General features: G+C 59.1%; 13 protein-coding genes. 7 read left to right on the top strand and 6 right to left on the bottom strand.

Annotation, left to right across the window (positions count from 1 at the left end; all coding sequences use genetic code 11):
* Window positions 1-149: 149 nt before the first annotated feature.
* The 3 genes from zapE to QMX97_RS23030 all read right to left on the bottom strand — a co-directional run bounded on the left by zapE (window position 150) and on the right by QMX97_RS23030 (window position 3,333).
* The gene (zapE, locus tag QMX97_RS23040) at window positions 150-1,244 is read right to left on the bottom strand and encodes a cell division protein ZapE (RefSeq protein ID WP_065900657.1); all 1,095 of its coding nucleotides are present in this window, start codon (window positions 1,242-1,244) and stop codon (window positions 150-152) included.
* A 79-nt stretch (window positions 1,245-1,323) separates the two neighbouring features.
* Window positions 1,324-2,679, bottom strand: a complete 1,356-nt coding sequence (locus QMX97_RS23035; RefSeq protein ID WP_282397673.1) for a tryptophan--tRNA ligase — start codon at window positions 2,677-2,679, stop codon at window positions 1,324-1,326.
* Between the two features lie 24 nt (window positions 2,680-2,703).
* The gene (locus QMX97_RS23030; RefSeq protein ID WP_213550585.1) at window positions 2,704-3,333 is read right to left on the bottom strand and encodes an alpha/beta fold hydrolase; all 630 of its coding nucleotides are present in this window, start codon (window positions 3,331-3,333) and stop codon (window positions 2,704-2,706) included.
* Between the two features lie 147 nt (window positions 3,334-3,480).
* Between QMX97_RS23030 and QMX97_RS23025 the strand changes: the two genes are divergently transcribed.
* Window positions 3,481-3,918 (top strand): DUF1043 family protein, encoded by a 438-nt coding sequence (locus QMX97_RS23025; RefSeq protein ID WP_017138275.1) that lies wholly within the window; start codon window positions 3,481-3,483, stop codon window positions 3,916-3,918.
* A 393-nt stretch (window positions 3,919-4,311) separates the two neighbouring features.
* On the opposite strand, the gene QMX97_RS23020 is transcribed toward QMX97_RS23025, so the two are convergent.
* The 3 genes from QMX97_RS23020 to QMX97_RS23010 form a co-directional block, all read right to left on the bottom strand.
* Window positions 4,312-6,036, bottom strand: coding sequence for an ABC transporter ATP-binding protein/permease (locus tag QMX97_RS23020; RefSeq protein WP_065900650.1), 1,725 nt, complete (start codon window positions 6,034-6,036; stop codon window positions 4,312-4,314).
* Window positions 6,037-6,137: 101 nt separating this feature from the next.
* Window positions 6,138-6,698, bottom strand: coding sequence for a response regulator transcription factor (locus QMX97_RS23015; protein WP_003171731.1), 561 nt, complete (start codon window positions 6,696-6,698; stop codon window positions 6,138-6,140).
* On the bottom strand, window positions 6,691-7,953 hold the full coding sequence (locus QMX97_RS23010) for an ATP-binding protein (RefSeq protein WP_065900649.1): 1,263 nt from the start codon (window positions 7,951-7,953) through the stop codon (window positions 6,691-6,693). Before QMX97_RS23010 ends, QMX97_RS23015 begins: the two co-directional genes overlap by 8 nt.
* A gap of 249 nt (window positions 7,954-8,202) precedes the next feature.
* Between QMX97_RS23010 and QMX97_RS23005 the strand changes: the two genes are divergently transcribed.
* From QMX97_RS23005 to QMX97_RS22980, 6 genes are all read left to right on the top strand, one after another.
* A complete protein-coding gene (locus tag QMX97_RS23005) occupies window positions 8,203-8,913 on the top strand; it encodes an SIMPL domain-containing protein (protein ID WP_120447626.1) in 711 nt (236 codons plus the stop codon).
* Between the two features lie 192 nt (window positions 8,914-9,105).
* Window positions 9,106-12,408 carry a DUF6543 domain-containing protein gene (locus tag QMX97_RS23000; protein WP_282397672.1) on the top strand — a complete coding sequence of 1,101 codons (3,303 nt, stop codon included), beginning with the start codon at window positions 9,106-9,108 and terminating at the stop codon, window positions 12,406-12,408.
* 95 nt (window positions 12,409-12,503) lie between these two features.
* Entirely contained in the window at window positions 12,504-14,105 is a 1,602-nt protein-coding gene (locus tag QMX97_RS22995) for an ABC transporter substrate-binding protein (protein ID WP_106805162.1), read from the top strand.
* A gap of 258 nt (window positions 14,106-14,363) precedes the next feature.
* Window positions 14,364-15,992 (top strand): ABC transporter substrate-binding protein, encoded by a 1,629-nt coding sequence (locus tag QMX97_RS22990; protein ID WP_065900641.1) that lies wholly within the window; start codon window positions 14,364-14,366, stop codon window positions 15,990-15,992.
* 305 nt (window positions 15,993-16,297) lie between these two features.
* The gene (locus QMX97_RS22985; protein ID WP_065900636.1) at window positions 16,298-17,902 is read left to right on the top strand and encodes an ABC transporter substrate-binding protein; all 1,605 of its coding nucleotides are present in this window, start codon (window positions 16,298-16,300) and stop codon (window positions 17,900-17,902) included.
* Between the two features lie 171 nt (window positions 17,903-18,073).
* The gene (locus tag QMX97_RS22980) at window positions 18,074-19,489 is read left to right on the top strand and encodes an OprD family outer membrane porin (protein WP_106805163.1); all 1,416 of its coding nucleotides are present in this window, start codon (window positions 18,074-18,076) and stop codon (window positions 19,487-19,489) included.
* The last annotated feature ends 52 nt before the right edge of the window (window positions 19,490-19,541 follow it).

Genomic DNA, 19,541 nt, shown 5'->3' with positions numbered 1-19,541 from the left:
CGAATGCGAAGTGTCAGTCGCAACATTCGTTACTGATACACCGCATTCGCGAGCAAGCCCGCTCCCACTTCTGATCTGCGCTGTGCTGGAGATCCCCCATAAAAAAAGGCCCGCATCGCTGCAGGCCTTTTTAATTTCGAGCACATCGACTACGGCTTGTGGCCGCGTGACAGGAACTCGTGGGACTGCATTTCCAGCAAGCGGCTCAGCGTGCGCTGGAACTCGAAGTTCAAGCGGCCGCCGGTATACAGGTCCTTGAGCTCGACTTCCGCCGAGATGATCAACTTGACGTTGCGGTCATAGAACTCGTCGACCATGTTGATGAAACGGCGCGCAATGTCGTCGGTGGTGACGCCCATCTGCTCGACGCCGCTCAAGATCACCGCGTGGAAGATCTTGCCCAGTTCGATGTAGTCGTTCTGGCTGCGCGGGCCGTCGCACAGTTGACGGAACTCGAACCAGGCCACGTCATCGCAGGTGCGCAACGCGATGATTTCGCGGTTCTCGATCATCAACTTGTCGTTTTCCACCGCCTTCGTGCATTCCGGCGTCAGCGCGCGGAAGCTTTTCTTCAGGCTGTCATGCGCCGCTTCGTTCAGCGGGAAGTGGAACAACTCCGCTTGCTCGAGGTGACGCAGGCGGTAGTCGACGCCGCTGTCGACGTTGACGATCTCGGTGTTCTGCTTGATCAGCGCGATGGCCGGCAGGAAGCGCGCACGCTGCAGGCCGTCCTTGTACAAACCGTCGGGCACGATGTTGGAGGTGGCGACCAGGGTCACGCCGTTCTTGAACAGCTCTTCCATCAGGGTGCCGAGGATCATGGCATCGGTGATGTCGGAGACGAAGAACTCATCGAAGCAGATCACCCGTGCTTCTTCGGAGAAGCGCTTGGCGATGATGGTCAGCGGGTTCTTCTCGCCCGGCAGGGTCTTCATCTCTTCGTGCACACGCTTCATGAAGCGGTGGAAGTGCGTGCGGACCTTTTCCTTGAACGGCAGCGCCTCGAAGAACGTGTCGACCAGGTATGTCTTGCCCCGGCCGACGCCACCCCAGAAATACAGGCCCTTGACCGGCACGTGGTCTTTCTTGCCAAACAGCTTGCTGAACATCCCTGGTTTGCTCTGCGAGGCCGCGACCAGGTCGTCGTACAGGCGCTGCAAATGACGCACAGCATTTTCCTGGGCGGCGTCGTGGAAGAACTCAGGGCGTTTCAGATCAGCTTGATATCGTTCTAGGGGCGTCATAATTTCGTTAGCAAGGCAACAAAAACGGGCCGTCACTGTAACGACGGCCCTGGATAATGGCAATCAACCCTTGGTCGGGTTAATCCTCGATTGGGGTCAACGCAACGCGCAGCGCTTCAACGGCGGCATCGCGCGCCGTGCTGTCGGCGAACTCGGCGCTGTCAGCGACAGCAGCGCCGTCCAGCCATACGCTGAAGCTCAGGGCCTCGGTGCGTACGTCCAGCGCGGTGCCACTTTGCAGTTGCTTGGTCACGGCGCCCGCCGCCTTGCCATCGGCAAAGTTGCGCGACAGCAGCAATTGCTCGCCGTCGGCGGCCAACAGGCGGAAGCGGAAGCTGCCGTCGTCTTCACGAAAGCTTACGAAGCGCGCGGCTTTCGCGGCTTTTTTCTTGGTAGCGACCGGCGCGGCCGCCTGGTTGACGAACGAGCGCAGGCCAACCGCTTCGCGCAACTGGGCGAGGAACGGCGCAGCGACGGCACGGGCTTTCTTGGCGCCGACCAGCAGCAGGTCTTCCATGTCCGAAGGGCGCGACATCAGCTGGTGGTAACGCTCACGCGGCTCGGCCAATTGGCTGTCCAGCAGCTGGAACAGACGGTTCTTCGCCTCGCCCCAACCCAGCCCTTGCAGCAGCTCGGCGCGGAACTCTTCTTCCTGGGCCTTGGTTGCAAAGGCCTGGTACAGGGTGAACAGGTGCGAGTTGTCCGGGTCCTTGGCTTCGCCCGGCGCGCGGGAGTCAGTGACGATACGCGAGATCGCGTCCTTCATGTCCCTGGCGCTGGTGAACAGCGGGATGGTGTTGTCGTAGCTTTTCGACATCTTGCGGCCATCCAGGCCCGGCAAGGTGGCGACGCTTTCTTCGATCAACGCCTCGGGCATGGTGAAGAATTCCTGACCGTTGCCGAACAGGTGGTTGAAGCGCTGGCCGATGTCGCGGGCCATTTCCACGTGCTGGATCTGGTCGCGGCCGACCGGCACCTTGTGCGCGTTGAACATCAGGATGTCCGCCGCCATCAGCACCGGGTAGCTGTACAGGCCCATGCTGATGCCCGCATCCGGGTCTTCGCCGGCTTCGACGTTCTTGTCCACCGAGGCCTTGTAGGCGTGGGCGCGATTGAGCAGGCCCTTGGCGGCCACGCAGGTGAGCAGCCAGGTCAGCTCGGGAATTTCCGGGATGTCGGACTGGCGATAGAACGTCACCCGGTTCACGTCCAGGCCACCGGCCAGCCAGGTCGCGGCGATTTCCATGCGCGAGCGCTGGATGCGCTGCGGGTCATCGCACTTGATCAGGGCGTGGTAGTCGGCCAGGAAGTAGAAAGAGTCGGCATTGGCGTCCTGGCTGGCGAGAATCGCCGGGCGGATCGCACCGGCGTAGTTGCCCAGGTGCGGCGTGCCGGTGGTGGTGATGCCGGTGAGGATACGGGTACGAGTCGTCATGGGTAATCGCTTATCAGACTGCTATCAATTCGAGAGACGCGGCAGCACCAGATCCTTGAGATCGGTCAGCTTGCCGTGAAAAAAGTGTCCGCATTCTGCCACTTTCAGCAGCTCATGGGGGCGTTTCAGGGCGGCGGACCAGTCGTAGACGACTTGCGGGTCGACCACTTCGTCGGTTTCCGGCTGGATCAGGGTCAATGGGCAACCCTGGGGCAGCACGTCGGAATCGCGCAGGCGCATCACCGCCGCGGCGACCATGAACAGGTGCGCGAGCTTTTCGCCCTTGGCTTCCAGGCGACCGCCCAGGCTGGCGGCCACGTAGCCACCGAAGGAAAAACCCAGCAGCGTGATCGGCAGGTCGGGGTGCTTTTCCCGTAGCCAGGTGGCGGCCGCTTCGGCATCGTCCACTTCACCGGTGGCCATGTCGTGGGTGCCGGCACTCGCACCGACGCCACGATAATTGAAACGCAAAGTAATCAAACCGGCATCGCGGGCGGTGCGTTGCAGGGTCGATACAACTTTATTGAGCATGGTCCCGCCTTGCACCGGGTTAGGGTGGCAGATCAGCGCCAGGCCACGTGGCTCGGGGTGATCAAGGTACAGGGCTTCCAGTTGGCCTACCGGGCCATCGATCAAAACGGGGGTTTCACGCATGAGCAAGGAATGAACTCCGTGACCTCTCAAAGGGTCGACTCGTCTAGCTAAAAGTCTGTGCATGGCATCATTGCGAGCTTAATCGCGGTATACAGCGCAGGTCCGAGCCGTTAACGTAAAGCAAAGCCGTTTATAGAGGAAGGACTCGTGGAACACTCGCTCTTAGTTTGGTTGTTGCCGACTCTTGCCCTGGTTGCCGGTGTCGCCATTGGTTTCCTGGTTGCTCGCTTGCTGCCGAATGCCGCGCCTAACCGCACGCAGCGTCAGCTGGATGACATCCAGGAACGTTTTGACAGTTATCAGAACGAGGTTGTTACCCACTTCAACAGCACCGCGACCCTGGTCAAGAAGCTCACCCAGAGCTACCAGGAAGTACAGGATCACCTCGCCGATGGCGCCAACCGCCTGGCCCTCGACGACATCACCCGCCAGCGCCTGCTGGCCGCGCTGCATTCCGATGCACCGCAAGCTCCACGCGAGCGCCTGACCCCACCCCGGGAAAACCAGGAGCCGCCACGGGACTACGCGCCAAAAACGCCAAACGCCCCGGGCATGCTGGATGAGCATTACGGCTTGAAGAAGTAAGTCATCTTCAAGCACTGAAAAAGCCCGGCTGATCGATGATCAGCCGGGCTTTTTTGTGGGTGCCAAATCCATCGGCCAACCCCGCTCAACTGTGGGAGCTGGCTTGCCGGCGATGGCGGTGGGTCATTCTGCATCTGTGTCACTGACACACCGCATTCGCGGGCAAGCCCGCTCCCACATTTTGATTGAGTTCAGGCTCGGGAGAGGCGTTGCTGCTGCGGCAACCCGCTCTTGATCTACATATGCTGCCCTTGGGAGCCAAATCCATCAGGCAACCGCGCTCAACTGTGGGAGCTGGCTTGCCGGCGATGGCGGTGGGTCATTCAGCATTTGTGCCACTGAGACACCGCATTCGCGGGCAAGCCCGCTCCCACATTTAGATTGCGTTCAGGCTCAGGCCACGGGTTGCTCTTGCAGCAACCCGCTCTCGATCCGCACATGCCGTCCATGGAAGCGCTTGAGGCTGCTGCGATGGCCGACGCTGACAATGCTCAACCCCGGCAGCTCATCGATCAATGCCTGATACAGGCTCGCCTCATCCTCTTCATCCATCGCCGAAGTGGCTTCGTCCATGTACAGCCATTGCGGTGCAAACAGCAACGCGCGCGCGAAGGCCAGGCGCTGCTGCTCGCCCGGCGAGAGCATGCGCTGCCAGTGGTTGGCCTCGTCCAGGCGTGCGACCAGATGCGGCAGGCGGCAGGTTTCCAGCACCTGTGCATAACGTTCTGCCGGATAGACGCTGTCGTCCTGTGGATAACTCAACACGGCCTTCAAGGTGCCGATCGGCAGATAAGGTTTCTGCGGCAGGAACAAATAACGCGCCGCCGGCAGGCGAATACTGCCGTGCCCCGCCGGCCACAGATGGCCCATCGCGCGCAGCAGGGTACTTTTGCCACTGCCGGAACGTCCGCTGAGCATCAGGCGCTGGCCAGGCTCCACGGTCATGTCGGCGGCGGTGAGCAAGTGGCGCCCATCGGCCAGGTCCATGCCGAGGTCCTGCACCACCAGGCGCTCGCCTTCCGCGCGCACATCAATCGCCGGCGCACGCTGCTCGTTATCACGCATGGCCTGGTGGAAGCTCAGCAGACGATCACTCGTGGCGCGCCACGACGCCAGCTCCGAATACGCACTGATGAACCAGCTGAAGTTCTCTTGCACATTGCCGAACGCAGAGTTGATTTGCATCAGCTCGCCCAGCTCGATCTTGCCGGTGAAATAACGCGGGGCGGCGACGATAAAGGGGAAGATGATCGCGATCTGGCTGTAGCCAGCGGTGAAGAAGGTCAGGCGCTTGGACACTTTCATGATGTCCCAGAAGTTGTGCCAGACCTTGGCGAAGCGGGCGCTCAAGCGCTGGTTCTCATTCGGCTCGCCGTTGTACAGGGCGATGCTCTCGGCGTTCTCGCGCACACGCACCATGGAGAAACGCAGGTCCGCTTCGAAGCGTTGTTGTTGGTTGCTCAGGCCGATCAAGCGACGGCCGATGAGGTGCGTGAGCCAACTGCCGACCGCAGCATAAAGCAGTGCACACCAGAACATGTAGCCCGGGATGGTGATGCCGAACACTTCGATGCTGCCCGACACGCCCCACAGGATGATCGAGAACGACACCAGGCTGACCACATTGCGTAACAGCCCCAGGCCCAGGCTCAAGGTGCTTGAAGTGAAGTTGTTGAGGTCTTCGGAAATCCGCTGGTCCGGGTTATCGGTGTAACCGCCCTGCTCCAGCTGGTAGTAGTTCTTGTGGCCCAGCCAGCGCGCGAAGTGCTGCTCGGTGAGCCAGGCCCGCCAGCGGATGGTCAGCATCTGGGTCAGGTACAAGCGGTACACCGCGCCGAGTATCGCCACGGCGGCGATCCCGCCGAAGTAGCCGATCAACTGCCAGAAGGCCGCCGTGTCCTTCTTCTCCAAGGCGTTGTAGAAGTCTTTGTACCAGTGGTTGATCCAGACCGAAATTGCCACGCTGAACAACGACAGGCCAATCACCGCGGCCAGCAGCAGCCAGGCCTTGCCCTTCTCTTCACTGCGCCAATACGGCGTGATCATCGCCCAGGTTCGGCGGAAGAATTGCCCACGCACCGCGTCATTGACCGCGGAATACTCAGCGTTCTGATTCATCGTTCAGGCTCGGTAGGGTAAAGAATGACAGGCGTTTGAACCGATCATAGACGATCGGTTCAGGGCTCCGTGCGGCCTGAAGCAGATTGTTCAGACTTCGTTCAGCGCCGTACCGGGCGTTTCTGCAACTTGCGCTGCAAGGTGCGGCGGTGCATGCCGAGGGCGCGGGCAGTGGCGGAGATGTTGCCTTCGTGCTCGGTCAGCACGCGCTGGATGTGTTCCCACTGCAGGCGGTCAACCGACATCGGGTTTTCCGGCACCAGGGTGTCGAGGTCGGCGTGCTCGGAGAGCAAGGCGGCCAACACGTCGTCGGCGTCCGCCGGTTTGCACAGGTAGTTACAGGCACCGCGCTTGATGGCCTCGACAGCGGTGGCGATGCTGGAATAACCGGTAAGGATCACCACGCGCATTTCCGGGTCGAGTTCCAGCAGCTTGGGCAGCAGCACCAGGCCGGAGTCGCCATCCATTTTCAGGTCGAGCGCGGCATAGTCCGGCAGGTCGGCCTGGGCGATGGTCAGGCCCTCCTCGGCCGAACCTGCAGTGCTCACGCGAAAGCCGCGACGGCTCATGGCGCGCGCCATCACGCGGGTAAAGGTGGCGTCGTCATCTACCAGCAGCAGGTGCGGCAGTTCTTCGCCTTCGACTTGGATCTCGTCACTCATCGATATCTCCTCGTGCGACACGGGGCAGGCGCAGCTCGGTGAGCGTGCCACCTTCCTCATGACTATAGAGCTTCACTGAGCCGCCCGCGCGGGTCACGCTGGCCTTGCTCAAAAACAGGCCGAGGCCGAAGCCTTTGCCCTTGGTGGTAAAGAAGGGTTTGCCGATCTGCTCGGCAATGGCCAGCGGCACGCCCGCGCCGTGGTCGCGAATGCTGATGGTGACGTTTTCGGCGTCCCAGTCCAGTTGCACGCCCAGGCCTTCGGGGCAGGCGTCGGCGGCATTGTTCAGCAGGTTCAGCAGCGCTTGGGTCAAGTCTGGCGGCGGCGCCATGCGTGGCACTGTGCCCTGCCCCAGCAGGTTGAAACGGTAACTGGCCTCGGGACGCATCAGGTGCCAGCGGTTCAGGGCTTCGTCGAGCCACTGGGTCACATCCTGCATCTCCACCGCCAGGCGGCGATTGGCCTCGGCGGCGCGCACCAGTTGCTGCAGAGTCTGCTTGCACTGCTTGACCTGTTCCTGCAGCACGCTCAAATCGTCCTGCAGGGCCGGGTCGTGATGGTCCTGGGTCATTTCCTTGAGCAGCACGCTCATGGTCGCCAGCGGTGTGCCCAATTCATGGGCGGCGCCGGCAGCCTGGGTGGCGACCGCGAGCAGTTGTTGGTCGCGCAGGCCTTCTTCACGACGAATGGCGCGCAATTCTTCCTGGCGGCGCAACTCTTCGGCCATGCGCGCGGCGAAGAAGGTGATCACGGCGGCGGACAGCGCAAAACTCAGCCACATCCCGTAGATCTGCAGGTTTTCGCGGGCGATGGGGAAGGTTTGCAGCGGATAGAAGCGCGCCAGCAACAGGGTGTACAAGGTCAGGGCGATACCCGACAGCACCACCGAGTAGCGCCACGGCAAGGTCACGGCGGCGATGGTCAGTGGCACCAGGTAATAAGACACGAACGGGTTGGTGGAACCGCCGGAGAAATACAGCAACACACTGTGGATAAACAGGTCGCAGGCCAATTGCAGGGCGTATTCCAGTTCGGTCACCGGCCACGTGGTGCGCAATCGGATCGCGGTGAACACGCACAGCACGATGGAGAAACCGAGGGTCACGGCCAGTTGCAGCCACGGCAGCGGCAACAGGTCGAACCAATAGGCGAGCCCGACGGAGCCGGCCTGTGCGGCCAGTACCAGGGTGCGGATGAACGTCAGGCGCCAGAGGTTCTGGCGGGTGGCGGAAGTCAGTTTTACGGCGGCGAGCATGAGCTCTCCCGGTGAGCGCTGCAGGCGGATCGGCACGAGTATAAACGAAGCGGCGCCTCGGACATTGGGTGTGTGGCTCTTTGACGCAGGGCGCCGCAGCTTCACGTGGCACGCTTCAAACAGCAGGGATCCGCGCGCCTTTTAGCTTGTAGCTCGCAGCTTGAAACTTTTTTTTCTAATTCGTAAACCCGAAGAACCCGATGCCACCGTCTACAGTCATACCCGATACGAACACCCTAAGGAGCTTCCATGTCTCGTTTCACTCGCAGTGCAGCCATTTTCACCCTCAGCGCCAGCGCCCTGGCCAGCCTCCCGGCCCTGGCTGCCGATGAACTGCATTACAACCAGATTTCCCTGCGTGCCGAGGTCAGCCAGGAAGTGGCCCGCGACAAGATGATCGTCACCCTCTACACCGAGTCCCAGAACACCGACCCGGCCAAGCTCGCCGCCGAAATCACCACCACCCTGAACAAGGCCCTGGGCGAGGCGCGCGAAGTCAAAGGCGTGACCTTGCGCCAGGGCAGCCGCAACAGCTACCCGATCTACGACAACAAGAACCAGAAGATCACCGGCTGGCGTGAGCGCGCCGAACTGCGCCTGGAAAGCGCGGACTTCCCGGCACTGTCCAAACTCACCGGCGAGTTGCTCAACACCCTGAAAATGGAAAACATGGACTTCGCCATCGCCGACGCCACGCGCAAGGCCAGCGAAGACGCGCTGCTCAAGGACGCGGTTGCCGCCTTCAAAGCCCGCGCACAATTGGCCACCGACGCGCTGGGCGGCAAGGGTTACAAGATCGTCAACTTGAACTTCAACACCAATGGCTACCCGATGCCTTATGCCCGTGGCGGGATGATGATGAAGGCGGCCATGGCCGATTCGGCACCGACGCCGGAAGTAGAAGCCGGTACCAGCCAGGTCAGCATGAGCGCTGACGGGGTGATCGAAGTCTTGCAATAACCACGATCTGGACAAAACAAAGGCGCAGCCCTCACGGGTTTGCGCCTTTTTTTGCGATGTGTCCCCATGGACACGTCATATCCAGCGGCACATTCAATGGAATCAACCCACCGGTTTTCGTTACGCAAATAGTGCCAAGGCTAACAGGGAGTGCAGTGGCGGTACTTATTCACTTCACGAGAACTGAAAACCATGTACGCACCTTCCAGCAACACCTCTCCTCCTCGGCACCCCATCACCCCTCTTGCAAACGAGCAGACAAAGACCAGCGAAACAGCCACCCCTGCGGCGCGACAGGGCAATCCTGGCCTATCGACATCCCCCCACGAAACAGCGTTGCTCAACGAATACCTGGCAGCGGTGCAGAGCAAAGCAGAGGGTAAAAAACCCGGGCTTATCAAAGTCCCCCGCGAGAGCAATCTGGGCCAGTGGCTCGAAGTCTATCGGGCGCAATTGCAGCATCCTGTGGTTCAAGGCTGGATGCGTGACCAGAAGATCGACCCGACCACCCTAATCGCCGTCAATCCGCGCACAGGCGCTCTGACAGCCGCCGCGGACGGCAAGATGAAAACGTTCACCCTCACGGACAACTCCGGTTGGGGTCAAGTCAGCCGCCCGCTGCTTGAAGCGGCCAAAGTCATTGCGCCAGGAACTGTAGAGAAATTGCAGATGCGCTTTGGCGACGACTTCATCCAAGTGCGCGCAGGGTTGGTTGCCAACTTCCAGGGTGAACGCCTTCCAACATCACTGACCGAGGGCAGGTCACAAATCAGGCGCCTGGAGCACAACCAAGCCTTCGACCCCCTCTCGCCTGAGGATCCCGTACGTCCGGCGAACCAGCGCTCGGCGCAAGCGCTTGAACAGCTCAAGCTGCGTGCCGCCACCTTTTACGCCCAAGCGCCCCAGGCGTTGGCCTACAAACACCTGGCAGTGGAAGTTGCCGAGACATTGCCAAATGTGCGCGCCCAAGCAAAACAATGGGCAGAGTCGGTCATTTTCAAACTGACGGGCAAACACGTGGATGCCGACACCCTTTATCTCAACCGTTTCAACAGTTCGCAAAGCGCATCAACGGCTACCGGTTGGGAGCACATGGGCGAGGAGCCAACCGCCTCCCTGCGCCTGCCGGATGCACTGCTGAAGAACTTCTCTGAAAACGACTGGGTCCCCGGCAATCTGGACTCGGAAGCCGGTTTATATATAGACGGGCCAGGTAAAAGTAGAACGGGTGGGTACGGTGCGCATAACCAATTCCCACTGGCTCCTTCGGTGTTGATGCATGCCAGTTGGAAAACCGACTTCCAATCGGTCATGACGCAGAAAATCGACGATTTCTGGAATACCCACGGCACCGATTACCAGACAGCGATCAAAGGCGAGTTCGCCTATCAGGCCCGAAAACAACTGAAGACGGTCGCCGCCAGGCCGGCGGCCGAGCAAACGCTACAAGCACCCGAGCATCGGTTCACGCGGGAAGACTACCGCTTGGTCATGGGCGCGGTCTCCAACCTTCCGCTTGACGAAAATGCACCGCTCAATGTCGAACAACTCAAGTCCCAGGCGCCTGTAAAAGGTGTAGTCCAGGCGCATGCCTTCAATATCAAGGGCTTCTTATCCAACGATATTGTGCGGTTCAGTGCTGCCGACGGTGGCCGCCAGGTCCTCTACATACCGGGCTCGGAACCCGCCTTCCTGCGGTTCGACTCCCTGGAGAAACTGGATCAATGGGTAATCGACCAAGCCAAGGATCCGAAAAAACGCGAATCCTTGATGAAACATTTCCCACTGATCGCCCGCCAGGACCACGAGCCCGGGACGATTGAAAAACTGGCAGGCATTTTCATGCCCATAGTGTCTTTTACCAATGTGGGCAGAAAAACCGAAGGCTTGGACAGCACGTTCGAAAAGCTCGCCAGTGGAGAACTGAAAGATCCGACGTTCGATGGTGACGGCTCGAATATTGAGGGTGACGTCTTCTGCGCTATCGCCACCGCGACTAAGGCGCGCATGACCAGTGACGCCGACGTAATGATCAAGTCCAACAGTGAAGTAACGCGGGACACCTGGCTCAACGACATTACCGTGGCAGCGGGTTTGCTGGCCAAGCTGGCACCCATCGCCGCCCCTGTGGCCGCCGCGGCGGTGGCTACCGGGTTGGCCGAGCTGGCACTTGGGGTGGAAAAACAAGCCTCGGGCGATACCCTGGCTGAACGCAATGACGGAGCATCAAAGGCATTCGATGGCTTGCTGAATATGTTGTTCTCGGTGGGCGCCAGTGGCTCGGTTGAAGACCCGTTTGTGCCCCCTGAAGAAAGCCCCATCACGCCCACCCCGAACGAGCCGCCGCGGGTGGAAAGCCCACAAACCGTGCCGGCTCCCAACCGCCTGCAGCCCAGCCAAGCGGGCAACCTCAATCAATACGCGGTACCGAACGGCGAGCAACTCATCGAAACGGCTGTACGTAACACGAAGGGTATCTACCAGGTTAAAGAGGCAACCACCGGACTGGACCAGTGGTTTATTCGCTACACCGACGAAAAGGGTATTCGTCAGGTATTTGAGATAAAAAGCGATTTCAAACTGAGCAATGATTATGTGCAGATTATTGAACCTGGCACCGGCAAGCCGGTAATGACAGTACACACTGACGGAAACGGTGAATGGGCCCGCATCAAAACCGATGGCGGCATGAAGTGGCCGTGGCAACGTGCACCTTCACCAACGCCCAGCAACGATCTCAAGGCAGAGCCCAGGCTTTCCGATGGCTTCGAAATTCTCGGCGACGCCAAAACCAGTGGGGCCGATAAGTTTGATGAGATCTTTAAATACAACCGCAGCACCCCCTACCAACAAGGGGTGAGCAACTTTGAAGAGGACGGTATTTTCAAAAGAAAGCTCACGGTTTCCTGGACTGTCGAGGAAGAGAACTTCGAAGTTTTTCCCAGTGAAAAGGCGCAACCCAATGAGTATGGCTCAACTGACTATTCGCCAAACTTTTTAAAAGATTTGAACCGTGACCGTTATACCGTGCGAATCAAGCAACCCGACGGGTACACCACGGTGGAACTGGATGCCACGGGAAGCGCCGACGGAGCAACATTGCGTATGCGCTTGCAGCAGTTTGAGCAAGCAGTTCCGGATGCGAACATGCGCGCGCGCATCTCCGAAGTTGCTCATCAGGGCAGTGTCGCCCCGACATCGGTGGAGCTGAAAATAAATCAACTGCAAGATCACGTGGGTTTCAAAGGCAAGGACACCCATTACGTCATCACCTATGACCCTGCCACCAATGAGGCCCAGGTCAGCTTCGACGCTCAAATGACACTGCTTGATCTGGACAAGGATGCCGCCCCAATTCCCAACACAGCCGCCGCCACGGAACGAACTTTCCACATTCGAGAAAGCAACGATCTGGAACAAGAGGCCAATCCATACGTCATCGATACCAGCGCGCCCTTTACCTTGAGGACGTCGATTATCACCGACCATCAATAGCCCTGCCGCTACCTGAAAAACCAGAACGGCGGTAACCTCGGTTACCGCCGTTTTCGTTAGGACAGCGTTAGTTTCCTGCCACTTCAGGGGTCTCCATGGAAAGAATTGCTTTCAAACCGCTCCTCCTTGCCGCAGGCCTGCTGGCCTTTATGCCGATGGCCCACGCGGCCAGCACCCTGGTCTATTGCTCCGAAGCCAGCCCCGCCGGCTTCGATCCCAGCCAGTACACCAGCGGCACCGATTTCGATGCCTCTGCCGAAACTGTGTTCAACCGTTTGACCCAGTTCAAGCGTGGCGGCACCGAAGTCGAACCTGGCCTGGCGACGAGCTGGGATGTCTCCAAAGACGGCCTGACCTACACCTTCCACCTGCGCGATGGCGTCAAGTTCCACACCACCGATTTCTTCACCCCTACCCGCGACTTCAATGCGGATGACGTGCTGTTTACCTTCAATCGCCTGCTCGATGCCGACAGTCCGTTCCGCAAGGCCTACCCCTCCGAGTCGCCCTATTTCACCGACATGGGGTTGAACACCACGATCAAAAACGTCGAAAAACTCGACGAACACACCGTGCGCTTCAACCTCAACAACGTGGATGCCTCGTTCGTGCAGAACCTGGCGATGAGTTTTGCTTCGGTGCAGTCCGCCGAATATGCCGCCCAACTGCTGAAACAAGGCAAAGCCGAAGACATCAACCAGAAGCCCGTGGGCACCGGGCCGTTCGTGTTCAAGCGCTACCAGAAAGACTCGCAGATTCGCTACGTGGCGAATAAACAGTACTGGAAGCCCGAGGATGTGAAGCTCGACAACCTGGTGTTCGCCATCACCCCGGACGCCGCCTCGCGCCTGCAGAAGCTCAAGGCCGGTGAGTGCCAGGTCAGCGGTTACCCGCGCCCTGCCGACATCGACGTGATGAAACAGGACCCCAACCTGCGCGTGCTGCAGCAAGCCGGTTTCAACCTGGGCTTCCTGGCCTATAACGTGACCCACCCGCCGCTGGACCAGCTCAAGGTGCGCCAGGCCCTGGACATGGCCATCGATAAGCCGGCGATCATCAAGGCCGTGTACCAGAGCGCCGGGCAATTGGCGCAGAACGCGTTGCCTCCGGCGCAGTGGTCTTATGACCCGAACATCAAGGATGCGCCCTACGATCCGACCAAGGCGCGGGCGCTACTAAAAGAAGCAGGGGTTGCACCGGGTACGACCATCAACTTGTGGGCGATGACGGTCCAGCGTGCCTCCAATCCGAATGCGCGCATGTCGGCGCAGATGATCCAGCAGGATTGGGAAAAGGTCGGCATCAAGGCCAATATCGTCAGCTATGAGTGGGGCGAATACATCAAGCGCGCCAAAAATGGCGAGCACGACGCGATGATTTATGGCTGGACGGGCGACAATGGTGACCCGGACAACTGGCTCGGCGTGCTCTACAGTTGTGCTGCGGTCAAGGGCAGCAACTACGCAAAATGGTGTAACCCGGCGTACGACAAACTGGTCCAGGAAGCGAAGGTCAGCAGCGACCGCGAGCAGCGCATCAAGTGGTATCAACAGGCGCAAAAAATACTTAAGGAACAAGTACCTATAACGCCTATTGCGAATTCGACGGTTTTCCAACCGCTGCGCAAGGAAGTGCGCGACTTCAAGATCAGCCCGTTCGGCCTGACGCCGTTCTACGGCGTGAGTCTAGATAAGTAACAGCAGCGCCCCAACCGAGTGCGCTAGACGCCTCGGTTGGGCTTTTTTGGTGCGCCTGTTGCACCGAAAAAACCCTCGAAATAGACGCAATTGTGTAGAAACTTTCATAATTGCGACATTCCTGTACGTTCGTACCACTGTTTCAGCCTCGCAACGGTTCAGCATCTTGCAATGGGTATGGCGCCTGCATAAGTATCCGCAGGCCGACTCACGAGGTCGCCCTCACCACCAAAAATGACAACAAATCATGAGGCCAACATGCTTAAACACGCAGTCCTTCCGTTATTAGTGAGCGCTGGCCTTATGGCCGCGGCCCCTTTCGCCCATGCGGCGACTAACCTGGTGTTCTGCTCCGAAGGGAGCCCGGCTGGTTTCGATCCAGGCCAGTACACCACCGGAACAGACTTCGATGCTTCGGCCGAAACCATGTTCAACCGCCTGACCCAGTTCGAACGCGGCGGCACCGCTGTGATTCCTGGGCTCGCCACCAGCTGGGACGTGTCCCCGGATGGCCTGACGTACACCTTCCACCTGCGCGACGGCGTCAAGTTCCACACCACCCCGTACTTCAAGCCGACCCGTACCTTCAATGCCGATGACGTGCTGTTCACGTTCAACCGCATGATCAACAAGGACGACCCGTTCCGCAAAGCCTACCCCACCGAGTTCCCGTACTTCACGGACATGGGGATGGACACCAACATCAAGAACATCGAGAAAGTCGATGACCACACCGTCAAGTTCACCCTTGGCACCGTGGACGCCGCTTTCATCCAGAACCTGGCCATGAGCTTCGCCTCGGTCCAGTCCGCCGAGTACGCAGCCCAACTGCTGAAGAACGGCACGCCGCAAGACATCAACCAGAAGCCGATCGGCACCGGTCCGTTCGTGTTCAAGAGCTACCAGAAAGACTCGAACATTCGCTACACCGGCAACAAGGACTACTGGAACCCTGCCGATGTGAAGATCGATAACCTGATCTTCGCAATCACCACCGACCCGTCGGTGCGTATCCAGAAGCTCAAGAAAAACGAATGCCAGATCACCTTGTTCCCGCGTCCGGCCGACCTCAAGGCGCTGGGCGAAGACAAGGACCTGAAACTGCCGCACCAGGCCGGTTTCAACCTGGGCTACATCGCCTACAACGTCATGGACAAGGTCAAGGGCAGCGACCAGCCGAACCCACTGGCAGACCTGCGCGTGCGCCAGGCGCTGGACATGTCGGTGAACAAGCAGCAGATCATCGACTCCGTGTACCAGGGCGCGGGCCAACTGGCCGTCAACGCCATGCCGCCAACCCAGTGGTCGTATGACACCACCATCAAGGATGCCAAGTACGACCCTGAGAAAGCCAAGGCGCTGCTCAAGGAAGCGGGCATCAAGGAAGGTACCGAGATCGTGCTGTGGGCCATGCCGGTCCAGCGTCCGTACAACCCGAACGCCAAGCTGATGGCTGAAATGCTGCAGAACGACTGGAAGAAGATCGGTCTGAACGTGAAAATCACCAGCTATGAGTGGGGCGAGTACATCAAGCGCTCCAAAGGCGGCGAGAACCAGGCCATGATCATTGGCTGGAGCGGTGACAATGGTGACCCGGACAACTGGCTGAACGTGCTGTTCGGCTGCGACTCGCTGGCCGGTAACAACTTCTCCAAATGGTGCGACAAGAAATTCGATGGCATCGTGAAAGAAGCCAAGGCTACCTCGGATGTCGCCAAACGCACCGAGCTGTACAAGCAGGCGCAACATATCCTCAAAGATGCAGTCCCGATGACACCTATCGCGCACTCGACGGTGTATCAACCCATGCGCACCACCGTGCAGGACTTCAAGATCAGCCCGTTTGGCTTGAACTCCTTCTACGGCGTGAGCGTAAGCGGCAAGTAAGGATCACTGACGGCGACGTTTCATAACGTCGCCGTTATTGCATCCGCCTGGACCGTAGGAAACAGACCACGTTCGCAGTCGTTGCCTCCTACAGCAACGCACTGCGATACGCAGCTCTTTTGCCTACAAGGTCAGTCCGATTTTGCGCATTTACTGCGAAGTCCGCGACCCATAACGTCGTAGGACAGCAGAGGCTGCAATCTGGGAAAGGCACTTGCTGTGTGTGGGATCAGTGATGTCTCCCTGGCCGCAAGGCCTGGGTGATTGCTCGCTGATGACAACTACAAACAAGGATCGGGATCGTCATGCGCCATACCACCGTTCTATCCGCAATTTTCGGCACCAGCCTGCTGGCTGTCGCCACGCTGGGCCAAGCCGCCGACAAGAAGAGCCTGGTGTTCTGCTCCGAAGGCAGCCCGGCAGGGTTTGACACTGCGCAATACACCACCGCCACCGACAACGATGCGGCCGAGCCGCTGTACAACCGCCTGGTTGAATTTGAGAAGGGCGCGACTAATGTCGTACCTGGGCTGGCGACCAAGTGGGATATTTCCGAAGACGGCTTGACCTACACCTTCCACCTGCGTGAAGGGGTGAAATTCCACAGCAACAAGGAATTCAAGCCGACGCGCGATTTCAACGCGGACGACGTGCTGTTCACCTTCAACCGCATGCTTGACCCCGACCATCCGTTTCGCAAGGCCTACCCCACCGAGTTTCCGTACTTCAACGGGATGAGCCTGAACAAGAACATCGCCAAGGTCGAGAAAACCGGCCCGTACACCGTGGTGATGACGCTGAACACGGTCGATGCTGCCTTCGTGCAAAACATCGCCATGAGCTTCGCCTCGATCCTGTCGGCCGAATACGCCGACCAGTTGCTCAAGGCCGGCAAACCCAGCGACATCAACCAGAAGCCGATCGGCACCGGACCGTTCGTGTTCCAGCGCTACCAGAAAGATTCGCAGATCCGTTATGCCGGCAACAAACAGTACTGGGACCCGAGCAAGGTCAAGCTCGATCAGTTAATCTTCGCCATCAACACCGACGCCTCGGTGCGCGTGCAGAAGCTCAAGGCCGGCGAATGCCAGGTCACCCTGCACCCGCGTCCGGCGGATGTGGAGGCCCTCAAGGCCGACCCGAACCTGCAACTGCTGACCAAGCCTGGCTTCAACCTCGGCTATATCGCCTACAACGTGCGCCATAAGCCGTTCGACCAGCTCGAAGTGCGCCAGGCGCTGGACATGGCGGTAAACAAGCAGAGCATCCTGAATGCCGTGTACCAGGGCGCGGGCCAATTGGCGGTCAACGCCATGCCGCCGACGCAGTGGTCCTACGACGACACCATCAAGGACGCCGCCTACAACCCGGAAAAGGCCAAGGAACTGCTCAAGGCTGCCGGTGTGAAGGAAGGCACCGAAATCACCCTGTGGGCGATGCCGGTGCAACGGCCGTACAACCCCAACGCCAAGCTGATGGCCGAGATGCTGCAAAGCGACTGGGCCAAGATCGGCCTCAAGGTCAAGATCGTCAGCTACGAATGGGGCGAATACATCAAGCGCACCAAGAACGGTGAGCACGATATCAGCCTGATCGGCTGGACCGGCGACAACGGTGACCCGGACAACTGGCTGGGTACCCTCTACAGCTGCGACGCCATCGGCGGGAACAACTACTCTATGTGGTGTGACCCGGCGTACGACAAGCTGATCAAGCAAGCCAAGGTCGTCACCGACCGAGAACAAAGGACTGTTCTGTACAAACAGGCGCAGCAACTGCTCAAGCAGCAGGTGCCGATCACGCCGGTCGCCCACTCGACGGTCAACCAGCCGTTAAGCGCCAAAGTCGAAGATTTCAAAGTGAGCCCCTTCGGCCGCAACGTGTTCTCGGGCGTCAGTATCAACCCATAAAAAAATAACCGGATGCAGGGGAGCGAAACTCGCTCTCCGGCAAACGTGCAGCCTTTTGTTGGGAATTTTCCTACGGCAAACGTTTGCAATAGCTTGAACGAGTTACACACCCAATAGCCGGATCACCAAAAAAGACCGGCATAAAAAAGAGAACCAAAGGAGCTTCAACCCATGAAACTGAGCAGCAAAGCGCTTCTGGCCCTGGCCATCAGCAGCATCACGGCTACCGCCTTCGCTGAAACCCAAAGCCAGGATTTCGTACCTACCACGTTGGCCGGCACCAGCGCCCAAAGCGAGGCCAAAGGCTTTATCGACGGTCAAAGCCTGGGCGGTACAACCCGTAACTGGTACTCCAACGAAATGAAATTTCGTGGCCAGAAGTTCGGTTATTACAAAAGTGAAGCCGATAAAGCCAATGATGTAAGCACCAGGGTTTCTCGCCGCTACAACTGGGCCCAAGGCACCATCCTCAACTACACCTCGGGCTTCACCCAAGGCACAGTTGGCGTGAGTACCGAAGTCGCCGCTTACAACTACATTGCGCTCGACCGTGACCAAAAAGACATCGCAGGCGGTTCCAACCGTACCCTGGCTCACTCCTTCGGTGACGCTGTAGGCCAGTGGAGCAAGCTGGGCTTGGCTAACGTCAAGTTCCGCGTGTCCAACACCACCTTGACCGCCGGTCGCCAGAACTTCAGCAGCGGAATCATCGACACCATCGGCAACCGTGCCCTGCCTTCGAGCTTCGAAGGTGTGAGTTTCAACAGCGAAGAGTTCAGCAACCTGTCGTTCCAGGGTGGCATCTTCGATCGCGTTTCGCCGCGTACCGAACAAAGCCTGTCGAAGTTCCGTTCCGAGTACGGCAACGGCCAAGAGACCGACAAGGTCAAGACCCTGGGTTTCAACTACCAGCCGTTCAAGAGCCTGAAAACCAGCGTTTTCGCGGCTAACGTCGAAGACTTCTGGAACCAGTACTACTTCGGTGCCACCCACGAATTGGGTGATGCACAGACCCTGGCACTGACCACCGGCCTGAACTACTACAAAACCACCGACACCGGCAGCAAGAAGATGGGCAAGATCGACAACGACACTTACTCGTTGTCCCTGGGGCTGACCCACCAGGCCCACAGCCTGACCTTCTCGTACCAGGAAGTTAATGGTGACGAGTACTTCGACTACCTGCACGAAACCAACGGCATCTACCTGGCCAACTCCCTGACTTCTGACTTCAACAGCCCGAACGAGAAGTCTTTCCAGGTCGCCTACGCCATCAACATGGCCGAATACGGCGTGCCAGGCCTGAAGTTCAACGTCTACTCGGCACGCGGCTGGGGCATCGACGGCACTCACTACAACGGCACCGCCTACGGTACTGCCGGTGAGAGCCGCAGCGACCTGCGCCTGATGGACGGCGAGAAACACCAGGAATACGGCGTTGGCACGTCCTACGCGATTCAGAGCGGCCCACTCAAGGCCACCACCATCCGTGGCACCTACGTGACTCACCGCGCCAGCGCACAACAGGCTGACGGCAACATCAAAGAGTTCCGCCTGGTCACCACCATCCCGTTCAACATTCTTTAATTAGCACCAGGTAAACGGCGGGCTCAGGACGAGCCTGCCGTCTACGCTTGTC

Origin of the sequence: Pseudomonas sp. PS01298 (assembly GCF_029959745.1) — a bacterium.
GTDB classification, from domain to species: Bacteria; Pseudomonadota; Gammaproteobacteria; order Pseudomonadales; family Pseudomonadaceae; genus Aquipseudomonas; species Aquipseudomonas aylmerensis.
The sequence above is the reverse complement of the archived record's forward strand: the minus strand, read 5'-3'. Positions and strand labels throughout refer to the sequence as shown.